Source organism: Butyricimonas synergistica DSM 23225 (assembly GCF_000379665.1).
In the GTDB taxonomy this organism is placed as follows: Bacteria; Bacteroidota; Bacteroidia; order Bacteroidales; family Marinifilaceae; genus Butyricimonas; species Butyricimonas synergistica.
The window spans coordinates 43975-68855 of record NZ_KB903370.1; the positions used below are offsets into that span (position 1 = coordinate 43975).

Annotated in this window: 17 protein-coding genes; 7 read left to right on the plus strand and 10 right to left on the minus strand. The window is 47.7% G+C overall.

Annotation, left to right across the window (positions count from 1 at the left end; all coding sequences use genetic code 11):
* Positions 1-96: 96 nt before the first annotated feature.
* The 3 genes from gadC (at position 97) to A3CY_RS0116580 (ending at position 3554) form a co-directional block, all read left to right on the plus strand.
* On the plus strand, positions 97-1623 hold the full coding sequence (gadC, locus tag A3CY_RS21460; RefSeq protein WP_051082753.1) for a putative glutamine/gamma-aminobutyrate antiporter GadC: 1527 nt from the start codon (positions 97-99) through the stop codon (positions 1621-1623).
* Between the two features lie 143 nt (positions 1624-1766).
* Complete coding sequence (glsA, locus tag A3CY_RS0116575; protein WP_018339057.1) at positions 1767-2738, plus strand: glutaminase A; 972 nt, start codon at positions 1767-1769, stop codon at positions 2736-2738.
* 147 nt (positions 2739-2885) lie between these two features.
* Complete coding sequence (locus A3CY_RS0116580; RefSeq protein ID WP_018339058.1) at positions 2886-3554, plus strand: ion transporter; 669 nt, start codon at positions 2886-2888, stop codon at positions 3552-3554.
* 229 nt (positions 3555-3783) lie between these two features.
* Here A3CY_RS0116580 and A3CY_RS0116585 read toward each other — a convergent pair whose 3' ends face one another.
* Positions 3784-5181 (minus strand): glutamate decarboxylase, encoded by a 1398-nt coding sequence (locus A3CY_RS0116585; protein ID WP_018339059.1) that lies wholly within the window; start codon positions 5179-5181, stop codon positions 3784-3786.
* A gap of 180 nt (positions 5182-5361) precedes the next feature.
* Positions 5362-6048 carry a pentapeptide repeat-containing protein gene (locus A3CY_RS0116590; protein ID WP_018339061.1) on the minus strand — a complete coding sequence of 229 codons (687 nt, stop codon included), beginning with the start codon at positions 6046-6048 and terminating at the stop codon, positions 5362-5364.
* A 129-nt stretch (positions 6049-6177) separates the two neighbouring features.
* Between A3CY_RS0116590 and A3CY_RS0116595 the strand changes: the two genes are divergently transcribed.
* The 3 genes from A3CY_RS0116595 to A3CY_RS0116605 all read left to right on the plus strand — a co-directional run bounded on the left by A3CY_RS0116595 (position 6178) and on the right by A3CY_RS0116605 (position 10462).
* Entirely contained in the window at positions 6178-7824 is a 1647-nt protein-coding gene (locus A3CY_RS0116595; protein WP_018339062.1) for an AMP-binding protein, read from the plus strand.
* Positions 7825-8018: 194 nt separating this feature from the next.
* Positions 8019-8600, plus strand: a complete 582-nt coding sequence (locus A3CY_RS22275) for a DUF4251 domain-containing protein (RefSeq protein ID WP_169503692.1) — start codon at positions 8019-8021, stop codon at positions 8598-8600.
* Between the two features lie 212 nt (positions 8601-8812).
* Entirely contained in the window at positions 8813-10462 is a 1650-nt protein-coding gene (locus A3CY_RS0116605) for an AMP-binding protein (protein WP_018339064.1), read from the plus strand.
* A 9-nt stretch (positions 10463-10471) separates the two neighbouring features.
* On the opposite strand, the gene A3CY_RS0116610 is transcribed toward A3CY_RS0116605, so the two are convergent.
* Positions 10472-11401, minus strand: coding sequence for a calcium/sodium antiporter (locus A3CY_RS0116610; RefSeq protein ID WP_018339065.1), 930 nt, complete (start codon positions 11399-11401; stop codon positions 10472-10474).
* A gap of 109 nt (positions 11402-11510) precedes the next feature.
* Between A3CY_RS0116610 and A3CY_RS0116615 the strand changes: the two genes are divergently transcribed.
* Positions 11511-12773: an Nramp family divalent metal transporter gene (locus A3CY_RS0116615; protein WP_018339066.1), complete on the plus strand. Its 1263-nt coding sequence runs from the start codon at positions 11511-11513 to the stop codon at positions 12771-12773.
* Between the two features lie 5 nt (positions 12774-12778).
* Here A3CY_RS0116615 and A3CY_RS0116620 read toward each other — a convergent pair whose 3' ends face one another.
* From A3CY_RS0116620 to rocD, 7 genes are all read right to left on the minus strand, one after another.
* A complete protein-coding gene (locus A3CY_RS0116620; RefSeq protein WP_026207785.1) occupies positions 12779-13336 on the minus strand; it encodes an RNA polymerase sigma factor in 558 nt (185 codons plus the stop codon).
* A 171-nt stretch (positions 13337-13507) separates the two neighbouring features.
* On the minus strand, positions 13508-16195 hold the full coding sequence (locus tag A3CY_RS0116625) for a zinc-dependent metalloprotease (RefSeq protein ID WP_018339068.1): 2688 nt from the start codon (positions 16193-16195) through the stop codon (positions 13508-13510).
* 62 nt (positions 16196-16257) lie between these two features.
* Positions 16258-17112 carry a putative zinc-binding metallopeptidase gene (locus tag A3CY_RS0116630; RefSeq protein WP_018339069.1) on the minus strand — a complete coding sequence of 285 codons (855 nt, stop codon included), beginning with the start codon at positions 17110-17112 and terminating at the stop codon, positions 16258-16260.
* A 19-nt stretch (positions 17113-17131) separates the two neighbouring features.
* Positions 17132-18517: a RagB/SusD family nutrient uptake outer membrane protein gene (locus A3CY_RS0116635; protein ID WP_018339070.1), complete on the minus strand. Its 1386-nt coding sequence runs from the start codon at positions 18515-18517 to the stop codon at positions 17132-17134.
* 28 nt (positions 18518-18545) lie between these two features.
* Positions 18546-22172 (minus strand): SusC/RagA family TonB-linked outer membrane protein, encoded by a 3627-nt coding sequence (locus tag A3CY_RS0116640; protein ID WP_155828430.1) that lies wholly within the window; start codon positions 22170-22172, stop codon positions 18546-18548.
* An 82-nt stretch (positions 22173-22254) separates the two neighbouring features.
* Complete coding sequence (locus A3CY_RS0116645; RefSeq protein WP_018339072.1) at positions 22255-23394, minus strand: FecR family protein; 1140 nt, start codon at positions 23392-23394, stop codon at positions 22255-22257.
* Between the two features lie 199 nt (positions 23395-23593).
* A complete protein-coding gene (gene rocD / locus A3CY_RS0116650; RefSeq protein ID WP_026207787.1) occupies positions 23594-24805 on the minus strand; it encodes an ornithine--oxo-acid transaminase in 1212 nt (403 codons plus the stop codon).
* Positions 24806-24881 lie beyond the last annotated feature (76 nt).

Consider the following 24881-nt stretch of genomic DNA (forward strand, 5'->3'; position numbering starts at 1 on the left):
AATAACCTTCATTTGTTAACTCCCGTATTTACCGCATGCAAGAGTGCAGAATAGACTAACCATAATTTATATAATTCTAAACTAAATTAATTTAAGATGACAACAAATTCAAACACGAAAAGTACCGCGATGAAGCTCGGCGTAATGACCCTGGCGATCATGAACGTCGCCGCGGTAGTGAGTCTCCGTGGTCTTCCGGCAGAAGCCGTCTACGGATTGAGTTCCGCGTTCTACTACTTGTTCGCGGCTATTGTATTCTTGGTTCCCACGGCACTGATTGCAGCCGAACTTGCCGCCATGTTCTCCCAAAAAGAAGGTGGAGTTTTCCGTTGGGTAGGTGAAGCTTACGGGAAACGGGTCGGCTTCCTCGCGATCTTCCTGCAATGGATCGAGAGTACAATTTGGTATCCTACCGTGCTGACGTTCGGTGCCGTGTCTATCGCTTACATCGGTTTGGACACCTCGGAGGATGCACTTCTTGCCTCCAACAAAATCTTTACACTGGTAACCGTGTTGGCCATCTACTGGATCGCCACGTTTATCTCCCTGAAAGGATTGGGATGGGTAGGTAAAGTTTCCAAAATCGGAGCCATGGTCGGAACTATTATCCCGGCAGCGTTACTGATTATCTTCGGTATTATTTACATCTCCACCGGGGGACACAACAACATGGACATGAGCCAAGGTTTCTTCCCCGACTTAACCAACTTCGACAACCTCGTGCTCGCCTCGGGCATCTTCCTCTTCTACGCGGGTATGGAGATGATGGGTATCCACGTGATGGACGTGAAAGCCCCCGCCTCCAAGAACTACCCGAAAGCCATCTTTATCGGCGCGGGTATCACCGTTATTATCTTCGTGCTAGGTACATTTGCCCTCGGTTTGATTATCCCGGCAAAAGACATCAACCTGACACAGAGTTTGCTGGTCGGCTTCGACGGTTACTTGAAATACCTGCACATCAGCTGGGCTTCACCCGTGATCGCCATTGCCTTGATGTTCGGTGTGCTGGCTGGAGTATTGACATGGGTTGCCGGTCCTTCCAAAGGTATTTTCACCGTGGGCAAGGCCGGGTATTTGCCCCCGTTCTTCCAAAGGACCAACAAAATTGGTGTACAAAAGAACATTCTTTTTATCCAGGGAGCCGTCGTTACCATTCTGGCACTCTTGTTCGTGGTGATGCCTTCCGTGCAATCTTTCTACCAAATCCTGTCACAGTTGACCGTACTATTGTACCTCATCATGTACTTGCTAATGTTCTCCGCGGCAATCGTCCTTCGCTACAAGATGAAGAAAGCAGAGCGTCCCTTCGCCATCGGCAGGAAAAGCAATGCCGGGATATGGATCATCGGCGGGCTCGGTTTCTGCGGAGCCTTGTTGGCATTCATTCTGAGCTTTATCCCGCCATCACAGATAGACGTGGGCAGCACCACCGTTTGGTTCTCCGTGCTTATCATCGGTTGCGTCGTGGTAGTAGCCACCCCGTTCATCATCTACGCTTCGCGTAAACCGTCATGGAAAGACCCGAACGCGCAAATCGCACCTTTCCACTGGGAAGAACAACCGGTACAAGCCGCTCCCGCGCAAGCAACAACGACTAAAACAAACACAACAACAAAATAGTTTATAAAGTCCGCAAGGTCACGGGTGTCCTTCGGACAGTGTTTAACCGGCAGCTCCAGCTGCCGTGAGCAAAGCGCCCCGCAGGGGTCTATTGACCTTATAGACCTTACGGACTTTATAGACTCTAAATTAAAATTACAGGTATGAAGAAAACAATTACAACCAGTGACCTCAAGAACCTAGTAAACGAGGCACACGCGCAAGTGAAAGATTTGAAGGGAGGAAAGAACGCGAATTATATTCCATTCCTGGACAAAATCGATTCCAACCTGTTCGGCATATCCGTTTGCCTCCCCTCGGGAGAAGTCATCACGGCAGGCAACACGGACTACGTGTTCGGTATTGAATCCGTATCCAAAGTCTACACGGCAGTACTCGTGTTGCGCCAATACGGGGCACAAGCCGTTCTCGACCAGATCGGGGCTGACGCCACGGGATTGCCTTTCAACTCGATCATGGCAATCTTGCTGGAAAACGATCATCCCAGCACCCCGCTCGTGAACGCCGGGGCGATCTCCGCTGACAGTATGGTGAAACCTATCGGCAATAGCGACGCCAAATGGAAAGCCATCACCGACAATATGCGGGAATTAAGTGGCAGTGACCTCAAATTACTCGACGAACTTTACAAATCCGAGAGCGAAACAAACTTCAACAACCGTTCCATCGCATGGTTACTTAAAAACTTTAACCGGATATACGACGATCCGGATATGTCACTTGACCTTTACACGCGCCAATGTTCCATGGGGGTAACGGCAAAACAATTGTCTATCGCCGCCTGCACCATCGCCAACAACGGGTTGAACCCCGTGACGAAACAACAGGTATTCGAACCGTCACTTTCACCCAAAATCACGTCGTTGATCGCCACCGTGGGATTCTACGAGCACACGGGCGATTGGCTGTACACCAGCGGCGTCCCCGCGAAATCCGGGGTAGGTGGAGGCGTACTGGGTGTTGTTCCCGGTTTATTCGGCATTGCCGCTTTCGCGCCACCACTGGATGAAGCCGGAAACTCCGTGAAAGCACAAGCGGCCATCAAATACATCGCCCAGAAATTAAATGTCAATGTATTCGGGGGGCGACCAAGTGGAAATAAAATAGGTCTATAAGGTCTGCAAAGTCCATAAAGTCACGGGTATCCTTCGGGCTGTGTTTAACAGCAGCCCAAGCTGCCGTGGACAAAGCGCCCGCGGGGTCAAAGACTTTATGGACTTTATAGACTTTACGGACTTTATAGACTTATAAACTAAATCATCATGAAAAGAAGCAAGGTACTGGAAGAAATACTCAACGGTTTTGTTTTATTGGGTAGTATGGCTATCATCGTGGTTGCCTCCATTGAATTACTGAAAGGCAACGAAGCGCTGAGCGAATCATTTATATTAAAATTCCATCTCTGGATATGTTCCTTGTTCCTCGCCGACTTCTTCGTGAGATGGTACACGGACGGATGGACAGCCCGATTCTTCTGGAACAACCTGTTCTTCCTCATCGTATCCATCCCTTATTTGAACATCGTGTACAACCTTTCCACCAGCATATCCCACTCGACGTGGATCCTGCTACGCCTTATCCCGCTTGCCCGGGGTATATACGGGGTATCGCTTATCGTCGGCTGGATGACCCGCAGCAAGATCACGAATCTGCTTATCACCTACCTCACCATCCTGTTCACCACGATTTACTTTTGCAGCATCGTCTTCTACTACATGGAACATGATGTAAATCCTCCCGTGAAAACCTACTGGGATGCCTTCGACTGGGCACTCATGAACGTCACTACCGTCGGTTCCAACATCTTCGGCGTCACGAAAATCGGACAAATCCTCGCCGTCGTCCTCGCTGCCGCGGGCATGATCTTCTTCCCCATCTTCACCGCTTACGTCACCACGAAATTCCAGAACAAGCGGAAAGGAACTAACTAGCCAGGCTCCCGCCATCACCCCGCTATCATACCGCCCGTTTCAATACAACTTCAATACAAAACCTATACAAAAAAGCACGTTTTTGTATAGAATATGTATCTTCTGCCGTCATTTTGTATTGAAACAAGCGGGAATCCCGCGGGAAGATCACGAGTACATGACAAGATGATACCTGAAAAAGAGGTGTGCCGAAACACACCTCCTCAATTACATCATTGCAACAACGCTACTAGCGAGAGTGATTGAACCCTCTCGGTTTCTGCGGTTCTTTGTTTCTCCACGCGAGAGCGCTGTTAGTCGGTTCTTTCAAAGCGTCTAACTGTTTCACGCAACGACGAATGTCTTCCATCAACAAGTCGGCAAGGTCGATACCCGTACCCTGGCGGACAACGACACGCATGATAATCACGTCCTCCATTGCCTTCGGCATCGTGTAGGCGGGCACTTGCCATCCTTCCACGTGCAGGGCGTCGGATAAATCATACAGCGTCCAGTTGCGTTTCGGGTCTTCTTTCAGTTTCCATATAAACAACGGGTTCGGCATATCATTACTGAAGAACTCGAACAATCCTGTCTCTTGTAATTGTTTTTTCAAGTACAAGCACACGTTAAGGCAATTTTGTTGCACTTTCCTGTATCCCTCTTTACCCAGGCGCAAGAATTGATAGTATTGAGCCAGCACTTGGTTACCCGGACGGGAGAAGTTGATGGAAATACTCGGGATATTAGCCCCCAAATAGTTCACGGCAAAGTTCATCTCTTCCGGTAAGTATTGTTTGTCTTTCCAAACCACCCAGCCCACACCGGGATATACCATGCCGAACTTGTGCCCGGATGTACTGATAGAAAGTACCCATTTCAAACGGAAATCCCACAACGTGTCCGGGTCAATGAACGGGTGAATGAAACCTCCCGTGGCAGCGTCCACGTGGATACAGATTTCCCACCCCTTCTCTGCATTCAATTTATCCAACGCGTCATTGATCTCCTTCACGTTATCATTCAGACCGGTGATAGTCACACCTTGAATAGGCACAACGCAAATCGTGTTCTCGTCACACATCTTCACTACATCCCGCGGGTCAAGCGTGATCTTGTCCATGGTCACGGGCACCATACGCATCTCTACATCCCAGTAGATAGCGAATTTCTCCCACACCACCTGCATACAGGTTGAAATGATGAAATTCGGTTTATCGGTGGGAAGACCTTTTGCCCGGCGTCTTTTCTGCCAACGTTTCAAGGCGGCGATACCACCCAACATACAAGCCTCGGAAGACCCCACGGTACTCGTACCCGTGCAATAGGGTTTCTCGGGAGAGTTCCACAATTTGGCGAGGATATTCACGCAACGGCGCTCGATCTCGGCGGTCTGCGGGTATTCCGTCTTATCAATCATGTTTTTATCCATGTTCTCGGTCATCACCTTCCGGGCGTAATCGTCCATCCACGTGGTCACGAAAGTAGCCAAATTCAAACGTGAGTTCCCGTCGAGCATTGCCTCGTCGTGAACCATTTGATAAGCCACTTCGCCCGGCATCATTCCCTCAGGCATCTCGTACTTAGGCGCAACCCGTGCCTCTTCATCTGTCCCAAAAACCGGTGTGATAGGATTTTCTGTCTTCATAATTTAATTAGTTTAGTTTATTTTATAACGAAAAATAAATCGTCGTTCTTTCCGACGTCGCTAATAATTACGTGACCGAATCCCGAAGGTTTCAACCTCTCACCACATTTAACAACACTTGCAATTTGCTGACACTTGCAATTGAAAATTGAAAATGAACTCCTTCCCCCTTCGGGTACTTCAATTTTCAATTATTTCATCCTTTACCACCAAACCTAGCAACCGGGAAAAATCCAACGCCTGCAATGACGTGACGACAACTCCCCGCAAATCTTCCGGGTTCAAGCGGATGCCTGCCAACTGGCAGGAACGAAAATCCATTCCCCGCAACGTGGCACGGGAAAACTCCGCTTCCGTGAGGTTACACGTATCGAAACACACCGGGGAGAATGTGCAATGCTCGAAACTCCCGCTCTGCATATCGCTATGCGCGAACGACACTTGCTTCATCCGGCTCATGGAAAAGTTCACGTACCGGGCATTGCAATGATGCACGAGCACGTGATTCAAGCTACATTCTCCCAGGTTCGTCCCCAACAACTTGCAAGCGACAAACTCTACACGGTAGAATGCTGCCTCGAAAAAAGACACATTTGACAAATCGCAATTCTCGAACCGCACGTCGCTCACCTGTGCCCCCCGGAAACTACAATTACTAAACGTCACCCCGTTAAACACGCAGTGATTCAATTCCAGATCGGCGACCTCTGCCCCGTCCACACACTCCTTCCGGAACACCCCATCGCACACCTCCTCATCCCTCAACAATTCCTCCAGCGTTTTCACGCTTTCCCTCACCCCCTGCACCACGGGAGGGACTATCTTCATCTCGTTGCTGCCCTTGCCTGCCTTCTGTCTCAATGCCATAACTTCTTTCGTCTAATCATCATATTACCGTTCCAAAGATAACATTTTTTCCATCGGACAGTCATAGTATCCCACAACTTTTACACCCGATTTTCAGTATAAACGATGATAACATTAACAGACCGAGTCATGGAACAAAGTTTTTTAAAACTAATAGAACACAGCATAAAAGAACATTGGCATCTGCCGTCACTCACGGACTACCAGGGAGCGGAACACAATTATAAAGACGTGGCACGCTGGATCGAGAAACTACATATCCTGTTTGAAAGAAGCGGCATCCAACCGGGCGACAAGATTGCCCTGTGCAGCCGTAACACTTCGAACTGGGGAATCGTTTTCCTCGCCACGCTGACATACGGCGCCGTTGCCGTTCCCATCCTGAACGAATTCCGCCCGGACACCATACACCATATTATCAACCACTCCGGGGCACGCCTGCTCTTCGTCGGCAAATCCGTGTGGGACAACATCGACCACGGGGAAATGCCCGGACTGGCGGGAATACTTGCCATAGCGGACTACTCGGTGATCTCTTCCGACAATGCGGCAATGGCGGAAACAGTACCCGTGCTGGAAGAATTATTCAAGCAGAAACACCCGGAAGGGCTTCAATTACGGGACGTGCACTACCGGGTGGAACATCCCGATGAACTGGCGATGATAAACTATACCTCCGGGACAACCAGCTCGCCCAAGGGCGTAATGCTGCCCTACCGCAGTATGTGGTCGAACCTCCGCTACGCTCTCGACCAGATGGGCTACACACCCGGCGAGAAACTCGTGTCCATCCTCACGATGGCACACATGTACGGGCTTGCCTTCGAATTCATCTACCCGTTCGCCAGCGGGATACACATCTATTTCCTGCAAAAGATGCCCTCCCCGAAGATACTAGGCGAAGTATTCGCGGATATCCGCCCGCACCTCATCGTGGCAGTGCCGTTAATTATCGAGAAAATCATCAAAAGCCGCGTACTCCCCCAGTTGGAACGATTCCACATCAAGCTCATGCTAAAAATACCCGTGCTGGGAGGCAAGATTCGCCACAAGATCAAACAACAAATCCTCGATGCTTTCGGCGGACGATTCAAACTCCTCGCTGTCGGGGGAGCGGCACTGAACAAAGAAGTCGAGGCATTCCTCCACTCCGTGAAATTTCCCTACACGGTGGGTTACGGAATGACGGAATGCGGTCCGGCAATCGCCTTCGACCACTGGCAGACCTTCCGCCCCACCTCTTGCGGCAAGGCTGTAGACCGCATGGAGATCAGGATCGAGTCCGACGACCCCTTCAACAAGGTGGGCGAAATACTCACGAAAGGCGCAAATGTCATGAAAGGCTATTTTAATAACCCCGAGGCGACGGGAACCGTCCTTTCCCCCGATGGATGGCTCCACACCGGGGACCTCGGCGTGCTGGACAAAGATGGTTACCTCTATATCAAGGGGCGCAGCAAAAGCCTTATCCTAGGTCCCAGCGGGCAGAATATCTACCCGGAAGAGATCGAAGATATACTGAACGCGCAACCCTACGTGGCGGAGTCGCTCGTGATCGAGAAAGACGGGAAACTCACCGCCCTTGTCTACCCTGACGCCGAAGCGATGAAGCAGAATAAAATCACGAAAGAAGCCCTCCACAAGATCGTCAACGAAACCCGCAAAACAGTAAACCAGCAACTCCCGGCATACAGCCAGATTGTCCGCGTACAGATACACGAGGAAGAGTTCGAGAAGACCCCGAAGCGGAGCATAAAACGGTTCCTTTACCAATAAGCCCGCAAGGGACAACCGCTTTTCACGACCTTATCACCCCTCGAACAGGGCAACATGACATCTTAATCCATTCAAAATTTGCATTTTATTCTTATTTTTATTATCTTGTCATGGAAATTGCACCACGCGGGAAGTGGTACGCAATTTGTTACACATACAACAAGAGTTATATTCACACGAAAAACAACAAGAACATGAAAACACTGAAAACAATCCTTCCGATAGGAATACTTTTATTCTTCTGCCTGTCCGCGGTAGCGGAGAAAAAGCAGAAGACGGATACTGCCGCCCTAGGCAAGATAGAGCGATTAATGAAAAGCCGGATATTCTACGTCGAAGTGGACGAGGCTTACCCCAGCGGCAATAGCAGCGTAACAATCAACTCCAAGTACGGGCAAAAACGCATCGGTGGAGAAGGTTACGTTTCCCTAGCGACAAACCAAGGACAAATCTTCTTCCTTGATACGATTGCCACAGGACGCCTGCCGTTCTTCGGACGGGCATACTCGGTGCCTTACGGTGAAGGAGGCGGGGTAGAATTCGAGAAAGCCAAAATATACGATGAGTCGTTCAAGGTAATCAAAAAGCGGAAAAAGAACTATATCGAGTACAAATTCAACGTGAGAAACCGCAACGACGTCTTCAACTTCTACATCGAGGTGTACGCTAACGGCAAATGCTCGGTCAACGTGACTAGCAACAACCGTGCCTCCATCTCTTACGGCGGTAAACTCACCCCGATTCCGGAAGACAAGAAAAAAGCAATGGGTTTATAAAGTTATAAAGTTCATAAAGTTTATAAAGTTACGGACATCCTCCGGACCATACTTACAATCGGTTCATACTCCCGTAAATCAAGCATCCGCAAGGTCTACAAACTTTATAAACTTTATGAACCTTACAAACTTTACAAACTTATCCCCTTCTCCCCGTTACCGACTTCCCGAAATTATTCGTACCTTTGACATTTGTTTGAAAGTTACCTAAAATGGAAGAAAGTTTTATCTATTATATTGAGAGTAGTATCAAAGAAAATTGGGACCGTCCGGCGTTGACAGACTACCAGGGAGTAAATTGTAACTACAAAGACGTTGCCCGAAAGATTGAGAAACTACATATCTTGTTCGAGCATGCGGGCATCAAAAAAGGAGACAAAATCGCGCTATGCGGCAGAAACTCCACGAACTGGGGAATAGCGTTCCTCGCCACACTCACTTACGGGGCGGTTGCCGTTCCCATCCTCAACGAATTTAAACCGGATAACATCCACAACATCGTGAACCACTCGGAAGCACGCTTGCTTTTCGTGGGAAGCGTCGTGTGGGAAGGTTTGAACGAATCGTCCATGGAAGCATTGGAAGGCATCCTTAGCATGGAAGACTACTCGGCTATCGTGTCACGAAGCCATTCGTTGACAAGCGCCCGGGAGCGACTGAATGAATTATTCGGGAAAAAATTCCCCGACCGTTTCCGCCCGGAAGACGTTACTTACGAGTACGACAAACCGGAAGAATTGGCAATCATCAACTACACGTCGGGAACCACCAGTTTCTCGAAAGGGGTTATGCTCCCTTACCGCAGCCTATGGTCAAACCTTGCGTTCGCTTTCGGGGTATTCGGGAAGATGCCCGGGGAACAGGTGATTTCCATGTTACCCATGGCACATATGTACGGGCTCGCCTTCGAGTTTATCTACGAATTTGCCAGCGGGGCACACGTGTTCTTCCTGACACGTACTCCCTCGCCGAAGATCATAGCGGACGCTTTCTCGACCATTCGCCCGAACCTGATTATTTCCGTGCCTCTGATCATCGAGAAGATCATCCGGAAGAAGGTTCTACCTTCACTGGAAAAACCACTAATCAAGCTGATGCTAAACTTACCGCTTCTCGACAAGAAGGTTAAAAATGCCATCCGCCAGAAAGTAATCGATGCCTTCGGGGGTAACTTCAAGGAACTGATCGTCGGGGGTGCCGCACTGAACAAGGAAGTGGAAGAATTCCTCCGTTCTATTAACTTCCCTTACACGGTGGGCTACGGGATGACCGAATGCGGTCCGATCCTCTCCTACGCGGGTTGGGAAACGTTCAAAAAGGGATCTTGCGGACGTGCCGTGCCTCGCATGGAGTTGAAGATAGATTCTCCCGACCCGGCACATATCGTGGGTGAAATCCTTGCCAAAGGCGATAACGTGATGCTCGGGTACTACAAGAACGAGTCGGCAACACATGCCGCATTCACTCCCGACGGGTGGTTGCGCACGGGCGACCTCGGGCTGATAGACGAGGAAGGCAACCTCTTTATCAAGGGACGTTCCAAAAACATGATTCTGGGTCCCAGCGGGCAAAACATCTATCCGGAAGAGATCGAAGACCAACTGAACAATCTCCCTTACGTCTGCGAATCGATCGTCGTGGAAAAAGACGGTAAACTGACCGCATTAATCTATCCGGACTTCGAAGCAATCAATGCCGACAATAAAAACTCGGACGAGGCGATTACCGCTATCATGGAAGAGAACAAAAAACAAGTCAACGAAACTCTCCCGGCGTACAGTCAGATCGCCAGCGTGAAAATATACAACGAAGAATTCGAGAAGACACCGAAAAAAAGCATCAAGAGGTTCTTGTATCAATAGCAAGAACCTCTAAACTATCAAATATGCCGTGTACCCCACGTAAATCAAGAATAAAACAATCCCTTCCGGGCGTGCTATCCGGAAGCCCGTGCGCATAAAAGGCAAAAGCAGCAAGGACGAACCCAGCATCACTCCCATATCCAGCCAGTTGATCTGGTTCGTTTCCACGGGGGAAATCGTCGCCGTCAGTCCCAGCACGGCAAGCAAATTGAATATATTAGACCCAACCACGTTACCGATCGCGATATCTGTCCGTTTCTTGATTGCCGCCACGACGGAGGTTGCCAATTCCGGCATACTCGTTCCTGCCGCCACGATGGTCAAACCGATCACGGCCTCGCTCCATCCCAACGCTTTGGCAATAACCACGGCATTGTCCACCAGCAAACCGGAACCCCACACGAGCAATCCTAATCCCGCGATAACAAACACGACATCAAGCATCCAACTCTTGGTAGGCTTCATCTCCTCGCCATCTTCTACAACCTCACCCCGCTTTGCCTTGTAAACACAATAAACCATATAGATACAAATCCCGGCAAAAAACAAAATACCCGCCCACCGGGGAAATTCCCCAGCGCGGAAAATAATAATAAACAAGACCGTCGCCAATAGCATCACCGGCATATCGAAACGTATCAACCGCGGATTCACTCGTAAAGGATAAATCATCGCCGAGATACCCAATATAGCACAGACATTGAACACGTTCGACCCCATCACGTTTCCCACGGCTATCCCCGGATTCCCGTCCAAGGCAGACTGCACGCTCACTAACAATTCCGGCGCACTTGTCCCAAACGCTACGACGGTCAACCCCACGACCAGGGGTGAAATTCCAAAACGCACGGCAAGCGAGGAACTTCCTTTCACCAAAAAATCCGCCCCGAAATAAAGTACCGCGAGCGAAAGTATCACGAGAAAAATCGGTATCAGCATGAAAACTAAAAGTTAAAAGTTAAAAACTAAAAGTTCACGATCACGAGAACAATTATTCATCGTTATTCGTACTTTTGAAGTTTCAAAAATAAGAATAAAATATCACGATATGCTAAAGCATTTCAAAGAATTACTCAACACGGCAAAACACTCCCCGAAACTGGGCGGATTGGAAATATTCAAGTATATCGGACCGGGACTGCTCGTCACCGTTGGCTTTATCGATCCGGGCAACTGGGCGTCCAACCTTGCCGCCGGAGCCGAGTTCGGATATGCCCTGCTGTGGATGGTGACCCTATCGACGATCATGTTGATTGTCTTGCAACACAACGTGGCTCACTTGGGTATCGCCTCTGGGTTGTGCCTTTCGGAAGCCACCAGCGAATACCTGAAACCCCGCTACGCTAAAGGCATTCTTTACTCCGCCATGCTCGCTTCCGTATCCACCTCGCTCGCCGAGATACTGGGAGGCGCCATTGCCCTGCAAATGTTGTTCAACATTCCCATACGTGCCGGTTCGCTGCTCGTGATGATTTTCGTGGTGATTATGCTCTTCACGAATACTTACCGGGTAATCGAGAAATGGATTATCGCTTTCGTGTCGATCATCGGCTTGTCGTTCATATACGAACTCTCGCTAGTCAATATTGATTGGAACGAAGCGCTCCCCGCTTGGGTAACCCCCGCTTTCCCGGAGGGCTCTATGGTTGTTATCATGAGTGTACTCGGTGCCGTGGTGATGCCCCACAATCTTTTTCTGCACTCGGAAATCATTCAGAGCCGGCAATGGAACATTCAAGACGATAAAATCATCAAAAAGCAATTGCGTTACGAGTATGCCGACACGATACTCTCCATGGTGATCGGTTGGGCAATCAACAGTGCCATGATCCTGCTTGCCGCTGCCACGTTCTTCAAAAGCGGTACTCCCGTCACGGAACTCGAGCAAGCCAATTCGCTGCTGACCCCGCTATTAGGCAACAACGCCGCCGTGATCTTTGCCGTGGCACTCTTGTTCGCCGGGATTTCCTCGACCATCACTTCCGGCATGGCGGCAGGTTCTATCTTTGCCGGCATCTACAAGGAACCTTACGATATCAAGGACAACCACTCCAAGATCGGCGTACTGTCGTCCCTCGTTCTTGCCTTTGCCCTGATCATGCTCATATCGAACCCGTTCCAAGGCTTGATCTATTCGCAAATGGCACTCAGCGTGCAACTGCCCATCACGATCTTCACGCAGGTTCACCTCACCTCGTCGTCCAAAGTCATGGGTAAATATAAAAATTCCGCGTACACCAAATGGTTGCTATATGTCATCGGGGCGATCGTCACACTCCTCAACATCATGCTACTGGTAAGTTTCTTTTAAGTCATTCAGAGCAGGTACAACAACACGGAATCTTTCAGTTTTTCACGCAGAAACTTAAAACTACGGCTCTTCTGCGTTTTTACCGTGTGGATCGTTATTCCCAACTTTTTAGCGATCTCCGGACCTGTAAACCCCTGTATGCTCAATTCCATGATCTCCCCGGCTCCCTCCGGCAATTCTTTAATATAGTTATAAAGTTGCCGCAACAACTCATCCCTCACGGTGCTGGCAAAGACTTCGTCGGAAAACTCTTCTTCCGTTTCCAGCACGATCTTCCGCTCTATCCCTTTACGGATTTGCAGATTTCTCAAATAAATCAACGCATTATTATAACACGCCCGATAAAGATAAGAAGTCAATTCCTTCATGTCCTGGAATTGCCTGGAAGATTTCCAGACCGCCACTAAAACTTCCTGCACGATATCCTGCGCCTGATCTTTATCCCGTATGATTCCATTTACATATGAACAGAGTACCGAATAATACTTGGCGTAAAACTCTTCCCATGCTCGTATATTCTTTTTATTAATGCCTTCCAGTAAAGAACCAAAATCAAACGACATAGACAGAATTTTTAAGATCACAACAAAGATACGGATAAAATCAATATCTTCCATTACGATCTCCACCAATATAAACCACGAAAACGAAGGCGTGCCTTCATTCGATATTATAAAGTAGAAGTGTGTCGAAACACACCTCCACTTCAACATAGAACGTTAAATTCTAAACTTTTACTTTCCAGTCGATGGTAAACTCGTGTCCAAGCTGGTCAGAATATACTCGTAAAGTCCCCTGTCCGCGGGATCAGCTGTTGCAATCTTACTCTTTACCAAAGCGTAAATCTTTTTTAACATGGGAACGATCTCGTTTTGCATATTTGCCAGAAACATCGAATTTATATCCCCTTGGAAAGGAAATTCATTTTCTCCAAAACGATTCTTTAGTATCGAGCAAGCCACGGTTCCTTTACCTTCACGATTTTCTATCTCTTTCAACTTGCTATAAACCATATCACTCATTCTTATATCACCTATTCCATAGGCACGAATCTCTTCTAACGAGGGATATAACATCTTGGAGAAGCACGGGTCGCTTTGTGCCGAAGTGACACCCACCAGATTGTTACGTACGACACGATAAAACATATTCACGTGCATGACCGTCCACTTTTGCATAATTTGCTCCTCTTCCGACAACTTTTTTCCCTGCCGAGTAGAAGCAAATATTCCCGTGTACAAATCATCATAATATTCCCGAAGCGAGTAAGCCTTCTGCTCCCCAGCGATATGTGACGACCGTATCACATTCGATGTGTAAGTCCTTTGTAATAACGTCATAAAATGTCCACAAAACTCGCTTGAAATATTCTCGTGTAAACCGAACTTGCCAGTCAATTCGGGAGCGTTAATCCAACCACAATCACGCAATTGCCCGATTACCCAAGCTACAGCTTTCTTTTGCACCTCTCGGTCTACCGGTTTAACAGCCTTCCCCTTCGTACCATCTTTCACCTGTGTCAATTGAATCCCGCCAATTTGGTAAGCCACGTTCATCAAGTAACGCATATATTGCATAACTATATTCCCGTAAATCTCTTTCCGGTACCTGAAATCCGGGTCATCTGTAATCCATTCGTTGAGATGAGCCAAAATATATTTCAAATTTTTAATACCATATTCACTGGCTTTTAGTGGGTCATCCCCTAAATCTTCCTCAAGGGAGGAGGGGTCGCACCTAATTATAATTTGCTGACGGCCGTAACGGTAAAGAGGATCGCCCGCCTTCTCGTCTATCCACCGCTCGGCGATTGCCGCCTCTTCCCACTTATCTTTTGCATCGGGAATCGGGGAATAGAGCCACTTGATAACATACTCGTCGTACACACCCAACTCGGGAGGTGTCAACTTCACACCCCGGTCACCCGGTTGCGCCACGTAATTGTAACGGGCATAATCCATGATAGAAGCCGTTGTCCCGTATTTTTGGGTAAAGGAAGCGGAACGCAAAGAATCAACCGGAATTGCTGCAGAACCAGCCATATTGTGCATCAGTCCCAGCGTGTGCCCGATCTCGTGCGCCACAACGTAGGTCATCGACTCATCAAAAATCTCTTTCGGCATCTTCTTTGTTCTCACCCGGGGGTCGATTTGCGCTGTCTGCACGAAACGCCAGTTATTAATCAACTTGACGATATCATTGTAAATAATCACGGAAGCATTGATAATCTCTCCGGTTATCGGGTCTACCCAAGAGGGTCCCATGGCGTTCGCTACCGCCGTGGGAGAGTAACGCACGCAGGAATACTTCAGGTTATCCGGGTCAAAAGTCGTATCGGCTACCGGGAAATCCCGTACCTGCACCGCATTCTTGAACCCGATCTTTTCGAAAGCCTTATTCCAAGTCAAAATACCAGCTTTGATAGGTGCTTTCCATTCCTCCGGGAAAGCATCGTCCACGTACCACACGATCGGTTTCACGGGTTCCACTAACTCACCCCTTTTCCATGCTTCCATATCCTTGGGTTCCAAACGCCAGCGATTGGCAAGATAATAAGAGCGCAACCCATCCTCTTTCTGCGACAACTCGAATTTTGAGATAGCTATCTCCCCATACTTGTCATTCATGGTAGGAAACACGCCGACACGGGAATCCTGTATCCTTGGCTTCATCTTATCCTCCGGCAGCAGAAGCATCGAAATATTGGAACGCACGGCTATCTTTCCAAGCTGTGCCATAAACATTCCCATACCTAATTCCAACGAAACCCGTTGATTTATCTCCACGGAAACATTATCATCAAAAACTTTTATTTTCCCGAAATAAGGCTTCTCGTTCTCTTTCTCGTTCTCCACTAAAGAAAAATTTCCCAATAGCCCTCCTCCTTGCGGAGAGAGATCCGGATTATTGTACAACAAATCCGTCACCTCAAACACGATAGCCGTGCTATCGTCATTATAAGCCTTCACGGGGAAACGCTTGTAAAAATCCGACATATAATTCTGTTCCAAGGCTTTCTTCGCCCAAGGCTCGTCAGTCCCTAACGTAACTGCCCGATTCGGGATATTGAACAACACGGAAGAATCCTGCAACTCAATTTTCAAATGCAAGGGATTGAGGTATTTATACCCCACGTTCACAGCCATTGCGTCTGAAGAAGCCGAGATCGTTCCGCCCAACAGGACTTCCCGCCCCAAGTGCTTCAAAGGATACTCGAAATAGATTTTTTCACCCACTCTATGGATGGTCATCAGACCGCCTTTCACTTCCACTCTTCCCGGCTCCTTGAGAAATTCCGCGTATTTACTTAAAGGTTGCGGATTTTCCGCTTTTTTGTCCTTTTTCCTGCTGCCCGTTCCATTCGTGGCAAGGCAAGGGAATCCCAGTGCTACTAAAAGTAGCATCACATACAATCTTTTCATCTTAAACATTTTTAAATTAAACAATGATTATTGCCGCATAAGGGCGACATTCATTTTGTGATTTAATAATTTCCAATCTCTCGTAAATCGATTTTATAGTTCTCCAAAATATATTCCCGCAAAATATCGTACTTCTGTTGCACCAGCGGGTATTCCAAATCCGATGCCCACTCCTCCGAAGTCCGGCTGACCATGCTATCAATAAAATAGCGCAAATCTTCACTGCTATCCAGCCTACCCGTTTGCCAATTCACCCTTCGACTCCACTCTGTACCATCACTCTTCGCGACAAAACCTCTGGCTCGGGCATAATCAGGTGAATCGGGATCATCAACGTCCGCCGCATAGGAATAATCACTCACCTCGTAAAACTCATCCGGAATGACAATCACACCCCGATTAATCCAATCTCTTAGCAACTCGCTCTGAAGTGCAGATTTAAACTCGGTCCTCACTTCTTCCGGCATATCAACCAATACATCCGAACAATAACCAACCGCAATCTGTCCTTGAGCTATACGAGTATAAATCGACTTTCCATTAACCTCCAATGTTCCTGTCAGGAATACCTTCCGGGGCATATACCGTTTATGAAATTCCTCCGGATAGAACTTAAACCAGATTTCATTTAGCAAATCCAGCATATTTCCCGCGTACAGCGGATCGGGAGCCGTATAGGAATAACTCAAACTTCCACCTCCCTGCCGCCAATTGAAATCAGCCTCCGTGTACTCGTACAGGAAATAAGTCCCATACTTGTCGAATAAACTCACGATACGGTCGTCCGCCGGGGATTTGCCTTGCGGCAACACGTACCCCTGTTCCAAAGGTTCGACTTCCCCGAGTTTCTTATCCTCGGCACAAGCACCCGCCAAAAGGGTTGCCAATAATATCAAGTATAGTTTTATCTCTTTCATACTCTTTCAATTATTAAATTTATTCAATGACACCTTTTCTTGCCGGGGCATAGGCCGATGGGTTCTGTTTCAACAGGACATTGTTACCTATTGCTGATTCGGGAATCGGTATGGTATAAAGCGGATCTTTTTCCTCCAATGTATAAATGACCCACGGCTCGTTCTCGGTCACTTTATATTTGTGTGATATAGAAGGCATCCCGTAGCGACGCAAGTCAAACCATCTAAGCTCGTCAAAGCAGAGTTCCCGGCGGCGCTCCTGTCGAATTTCTTCCAAAAGGGCAACCCCGTCCGCGATAGCCAAATCCTCAAACCCCTCTATCCGGTGGCGGCACAACATATTCAAATCCTCCAAAGCCTCCGTTTGCTTTTTCAACTGCACATAAGCCTCCGCCCGGTTCAAATAAGCTTCCGAAATCCTGATCGTGTTTACAGGAGCACCCCATTCCATAATCGTTTTCTTCGAGCACGTACCCCATGGAAACCATAAATCCAAACGTCGGTCATCTCCCGTGAACGTCGACATCAAATCCTCGGACGGAATATACCCATAGGGTATCTCAATCCAAGCATTATAAAGCCACTCCACCTCGGAATGCTTGTAACTTGCCATCTCAAACTCGGAATACATCTGTATCTTCGTGTAATCCGTCAATCCCTCTCCGGTTTTTATCGCCTCTGTGGCAGCATCTACCGCCTCCTGCCATTTCTCCATGTACAAGAATACCCGGGACAACAGTACTTGTGCCGTCGAAATATTAATCCGGTAACTTCCTCTCCTTTTCGGGTATTTCTCGAACAACTCGATAGATGCCTTCAGGTCTTTAATAATCTGCCGGTACACGTCTTCCACCGTACTCCGGGCTATCCCGTTTTCCAACAAATCAGCAGCTAACTTCAAAGGTACTCCTTCTGCATTTTTATTGTAATTATAAGGTTCACAGAATATATTAACCAGCATAAAATAATAATACCCGCGTAACGCGTAAGCCTCTGCTTTTACCTGATCCCTCTCCTCCGGATCACCTATTGCATCGTCAATTCCATCCAAGGTAGCATTTACTCCCGCAAGCTTTTTGTAAGACATCGTATATGCATCTACCGCATAGGACTCACCTCCCCACATATCCGGTTGCCACGTATAATGACCGTAATACTGTGTTGCAAAAGAATTCTCCTCGTCACCCCAATAAGATGACGGATCCAGTTCCAAGTCGTCGTCAAAATAATAAAGCGCATCATAAGCAATATCCACGTACCCGGATCCCAGCAATAACTGGCTAAAATCAGACACGGTCGTCACGATCACCTCGTCCTGTGACTTTTCTTTCAGAAAATCAGAACAAGCCGCCAATAAAAACACACCGACCCATGCTATATTCTTTATAAACTTAAATCTTTTCATGATCTTATCGTTTTCCATTTTACAACAACTAAAATACCACTTGCAATGACAACGAGGTCACGCGGCGTGCCGGCCAGTTCCGGGTTTCGGGATCCAAACCGTCCCATTTCTTATCCGAAACCCACATAAACGGGTTCGTCATACTTGCTTTTATCTGCATCCGTTGGATGTAAGCCCGTTTCAACCATTCCGGATTCATCTCGTATGACAGGGAGAGGGAACGGCAACGAATAAAATCCGTGTTGGCAACCCGCACGTCGGACAAATTATACATCTCGTACAAATTTTTATGACCGTAACCACCGCGCTCTACCGCAGGCAATACTATCTGTTCATTACCCGCTCCCGGAAGAGAAGGAATATTTGTGTAAACTTCATCTCCAGCCTTCTTCCAACGATCGAGTAGTTTCCTCGATACATTCTGCTCCGGTTTAGGCAACCCGGAACCACTCGAAAAAGAGGAGGCGTATAATTCCGGCAATCGGTCATGTCCTCCCCATTGCACGGCAAACAAGGCATACAACGAAATTCGTTTATATTTAAACAGCATATTGAAACCTCCCGAAAAATCCGGTATCAGTTTCCCGGACTTCACTAAATATGCCGTCGGGTCAATACCATTTTCCACATCCATATTTTTAAATACCGGTATTCCGTTTTCCGGATTCAACTTATCGAACCCGAAAGAATAAAACGTGGAAAAAGGACTTCCTTCTATTACGGCGGAACCGTTCAGGTAACTATCAATAGTATTCCAGCGTTCATTCTTGTCCACCTTATTACGGGTCACGGATGTATTCACCGAAAGCTGCCACGTGAAATTTTCCGTCCGGATAGGAACCACGTCGATCACGAAATCATACCCGCGATTTTTCATCGAAGTACCGGACACCACGCCACCAGCTGTTCCATTCTCAATAGCCACATCACGGACTGCAAGCACATCGCTCAACTTTTCAAAATAATTAGCCGTGAAATTCAACCTCCCGTCAAACAACGAACCTTCAATTCCGATATTGTAAGTCTTCGTCTTTTCCCAGCCTAAATTCGGGTAGGGTAACGAACTTACAATCAAAACATAATCCTTGTAAGACGCATCATACCCCCCGTCCCTTGCCGTCAGGTAAGGCGAAACCGAAGAAACCGCATTTCCCTGGTAACCATAAGAACCGTACAAATCCAAATTATTAATCCAAAGCTGCCCCAACAGAAAATTCTCGTTCCCCAGCCTCCATTTAATCCCGACAGACCAAGTCGGTTCAAAACGTTTATTCTTGTCTTGTGCGAAACGGTTGGAAGCATCCAGACGAGCGCTAAAATTCATCACGTAACGATCAGCATAAGAATAAACCGCCAACATATATTCACTAAGTTTATTATCCACACGATTAATCACTTGCGTCCCTCCATTCACGTAAACACTATTATCCAAACGTTCCCCCTGGCTATTTTCAAAAAAGGAAGGAGGAATTGTAAACGTTTCTCCTCGATGGGGTAAATAACCGTAACGTTTTAACGTATTCCCCTTAGTCTTAAGAGCATTGGTTTCAATACCCACTTGCAACGTCATCCGGTGCTTCACCCCGAACATACGGTCATATACCAAACCGTTCCGAATCATGATAGATGTATTGTTCGTCAGGTCTGTTTCCAACAATCCCCCGTTAGGCAGAGGAGTCTGTTTTGTCATATCATCCGTCGAGGCTACCGAACCGAACTCGTATCCCCGGATCTGTGTTATATAAAACGAACGTTCGTCAGCATACTTTTTCGAATCGGCAGAAGAAGAAGTGTAAGAAACCAATCCCTGGTATTCCAATCCCGGCAGAATCTTCCATTTCAAATCGATCGTCGTTCCCCACGTTCTCGTGCTATTCTTACTTCCTGTATATTCCAACTCGTTCAGTATATTATAATTATACCTGCCGCTCATTTGATAAGTCCCTTCTGTCCTTGCCCCCTCTTTCTCGTGATAATAATAAGAACCGTCCTCGTTATACGCCGGGATCACCCTTGTCGTGTTGTACGCGTAATTGAAAGGATCCACCCCGTAAGCAAAACCCCGCACATCCCGTATTGTCCCTTTCAGTAACATATTAATCATCAAACGTTCCCCGAAATTCACGGTTGTGTTGGACGTTGCCGTGAACGTCGTCATATTATTTCCTTTGGCTTCTCCCTTTTCTTCCGAATACCCGAAAGAAGTTCGGTTCTGAATCCTCTCCGAACCTCCGCTGATACTCACGTTATGCGAGTGATTGAACGAATTGCGGAACAACAGTTTGAACCAATCTGTGTTCTGTTTAGCCATCTTCATGTATTCCCGACTCATCTCCTCCTCCGTGATCTCCTTATTCAACCACTTTTGGAGCAAACCGGCATAACCGACAGGCAAAACCGTGGAAGGATACACTCGCCGCTCATCATATATTTCCTTCGAGAACTGCATCATCTCTTGGGAATTCATCAAATCGTACAACCCGTAGCGAGGTCTTTGCCCGATAGAGAAACTACCACTGTAATTCACGTTCATCTTTCCCGCTCTCGCCTTCTTCGTGGTAATCACGATCACACCGTTCGCCGCCTTAGAACCGTAAATAGCCGTGGCGGAAGCGTCTTTCAACACCGTGATCGTCTCTATATCATTCGGGTTCAACCACGAGATGGCATTACCCGCCAATTGCTTGATGTCATCCGCATCCACGGAAAACTTCGTGTTGTCCTCCGAGTTAAAAGGCTGCGGGTCTTGCTGAATCACCCCGTCGACCACCCAAACAGGTTCCTGGCTCCCGAGCAAGGTGGAAGTTCCCCGTACCCGAATCTTCGAGGTTGCGCCGACCTGCCCCGTCGTGTTCCACACCAGCATACCGGGTACAACTCCCTGCAACATCTGGTCGATAGAGGAAACTCCCGCCATCAGAACATTCTCCGCCTTTACCGTCGTGGAGGCTCCCGTGTAATTTCCTTTCGACATATTACCATAACCCGTCACGACCACTTCGTTCACTGTTTTCACGTCCTCCTTCATCACGACGTCGAGCGTTTTCTGCCCCGAGTACTTGATTTCCCGGGAAATCATTCCGACAAAAGAAAAGATCACGAAGACATTCTCACCCTCCGGCACCATAATCGTGTACTTCCCGTCCATATCGGTAGCGGTGCCCATGACGACCGATGTGCCGACAGCATTATCCGTTTTCTGCCTCACCAAAACAGTAACACCCGGTAACGGCACACCTTGTTCATCTTTAACGATTCCCTTCAACACGCTTTGCTGCTTCGTGACAACTTGTCCCCTACCGGGACGGATCAGTACCGTGTTATTATCAAACTCGTACACGAGATTGGCTTTCTTCAACACGGTGTCCAACACGTTCTTCAACTCCATCTTTTCCACCCTGATCGTGATTTCTCCCGCGGTGGCAACCAAAGACGAGTTGTACATGAAATTGATGTTTGTCTGTTTTTTCACCGCCTGAACGAACTCGTCAAGGTTCACGCCCTTCAGATCCAGCGTCACCGGATTCGTCTGGGCATACACGCCCAGATTCAGCACAAGCAGGAAAACAAAGACGACACCACACTTCATAATCCTTGAATTGTTCCCGTACCTACCCATTAGGTCAAGAAACTTGATTACTCGATTTTTTTTCATACTTTTGTATTGTTTATTTAAAACATGGACTTAAAGGGGAATAGGTTTAAAACCTGAGAAATTTGCGACCTATCCCTCTTTTTTATTTATATAAAATAATCACATCTTCCTTTATTTCATAATGCACATCGTTTAACTTCTCCAACAATCGCAGGAACGTATTGATATTATCGTACCGTTCAAGGCTTCCCGTGTATTCCACCTTCTTCACGTTCTCGTCTTTAAACACCGCCTTTATCCCGTACCAGCGTTCCAGCACGTGCATGATATCCCCCAACGATTTATTCTTGAAGACAAACTTCCCGTCTTTCCATCCCACGAACTCCTCCACGTCGACGGTACGCACCTCTACCATCCCGGACAAAAGTACTACCACCTGCTCTCCCGGCGACAGGATCACGCTTTCCTTATTCTTCGACGTGAAACTCACCTTGCCGGAAACCAACGTCGTGTACCCGATCTCCCCCCGGTAAGCGGTAACGCCGAAAGACGTACCGAGCACCGTAATATCTCCCGATTCCACGCCCACGATAAAAGGCAAGGAATCTTTCTTCACTCTAAAATACCCCTCCCCGCTTAACTCCACCTTCCGTTCCTTCCCCATGAAAGCAACCGGATACTTTAATTCAGAACCCGCGTTCAACCATACTTCCGTCCCGTCATTTAACACCACGTGGCATTCCCCCCCGATAGGAACTTTCAATTCATTATAGAGTTCTTTTTTCACCGTGTTCACGAAAGTATAAGAAAGTTGACCATTCTCGTACTTCACTACATTCCCGTCGTTTTCCATGATTGCGACAGGTTCTTTCCCAATCACCACAGTCCGTCCGTCTGCCAATTTCAATACCGCCGCAGTTTCTCCCGGCGGAACAATTTCCCGGTTGACTGCAACCTGCCCCCCAGTTGAAAGCTTCAAGTTCTCCCGGATCATGAACCCCAGAATCAACACTGCCGCCACGGATGCCCCCCATGCCATCCAACGCCGGAAACGACTCCGGTACACCTGTTTCTTCAATGCCTCGAAAGCAGGCTTATACTCGTAACTCTCGAATTCCTTGAACTTCCCGGTCACAAAAGCCTCGTCGAGCAACTCTTCGTGCGCTTTCCGTAAAGAAGCATCCTGCAACAAGACATCCATTTCTTGCCGTTCCTCATCGGAAAGAGTATTCCCCAAAGACTTCTTAAATAGTTCTATTACCTTATATAAATCCCGCTTCATACTTATTTCATGTTATTACCACATCAATACTATTTTCATCACGCATCCGGTTTAATAAATGATCTTTCAATGGTATAATACATGAACTTGCCAAGAGTATGACAAAAAAAAGAAAAAAAATCTCTACAAAATAAAAAAGAAGGTAGCTATCCAATAAACTTGTTAGCTACCTCCCTTCTAATATTCAGTTTATCGCAAACTATTCAAACTCTTTCAGTGTCCTTTCAATAATCGCGACAGCTTCCAGCAATTGTTCTTCATTAATTACCAGAGGCGGGGCAAAACGGATAATATGGTCATGCGTCGGTTTTGCCAACAAACCGTTATCACGAAGTTTCAGGCAAACATCCCAAGCGGTCTTGCCATTTTTCGGGGCAATAACCACGGCATTCAACAAACCTTTACCGCGTACCAGCGCCACCATGTCCGACTTGATTTGTCCTACACGGTCACGGAATATCTTACCCAGCTTCTCGGCATTCTCGGCAAGCTTCTCGTCTTTCACCACCTGCAAAGCAGCCATAGACACCCGGCAAGCGATCGGATTGCCGCCATAGGTGGAACCGTGCTCTCCCGGCTTGATCGTCATCATAATCTCGTCGTCAGCCAACACGCAGGAAACGGGCATCAAACCGCCGGAAATAGCCTTGCCGAGGATCAGCACGTCGGGACGCACGCCCTCGTGATCGCACGCCAACATCTTACCCGTACGGGCAATACCGGTCTGCACCTCGTCAGCCATAAACAACACGTTGTGAGCCTTACACAATTCATAAGCTTTCTTCAAATACCCTTCATGCGGCACGTAAACCCCGGCTTCTCCCTGGATAGGCTCCAACAGGAATCCAGCCACGTTCGGATCTTTCAACGCCTCTTCCAAAGCGGGAATATCATCGTAAGGGATGCGAACGAATCCGGGCGTAAACGGTCCGAAACCGGCATACGAAGAAGGATCGTTAGACAACGTCACGATCGTGATCGTACGACCGTGGAAATTATTCTCGCAAACAATAATCTTTGCCTGGTCGGCAGGAATACCCTTCACGTCATATCCCCAGCGGCGGCATAACTTCAAAGCCGTCTCGTCCGCCTCGGCACCGCTATTCATGGGCAGCACCTTATCATAGCCGAAATATTTCGTGATATATTCCTCCCACTCTCCCAACACGTTGTTGTAAAAGGCACGGGAAGTCAGCGCCAGCGTCTTCGCCTGCTCGGTCATCGCGCTGACGATCTTCGGGTGGCTGTGTCCCTGGTTCACGGCAGAATAAGCCGACAGAAAATCAAAATAACGTTTCCCGTTGACATCCCACACGTAGATTCCTTCCCCTTTTTCCAACACCACGGGTAGCGGGTGATAATTGTGGGCGCCATATTTTGCCTCACGATCCATGTACTCTTGTTCGGTCATTTTTTTCATAATATCATTTTAGTTAGGTCCGACGTTTTCACGTAACGAGCACAATTTCACGAAAAAAAACCGAAAA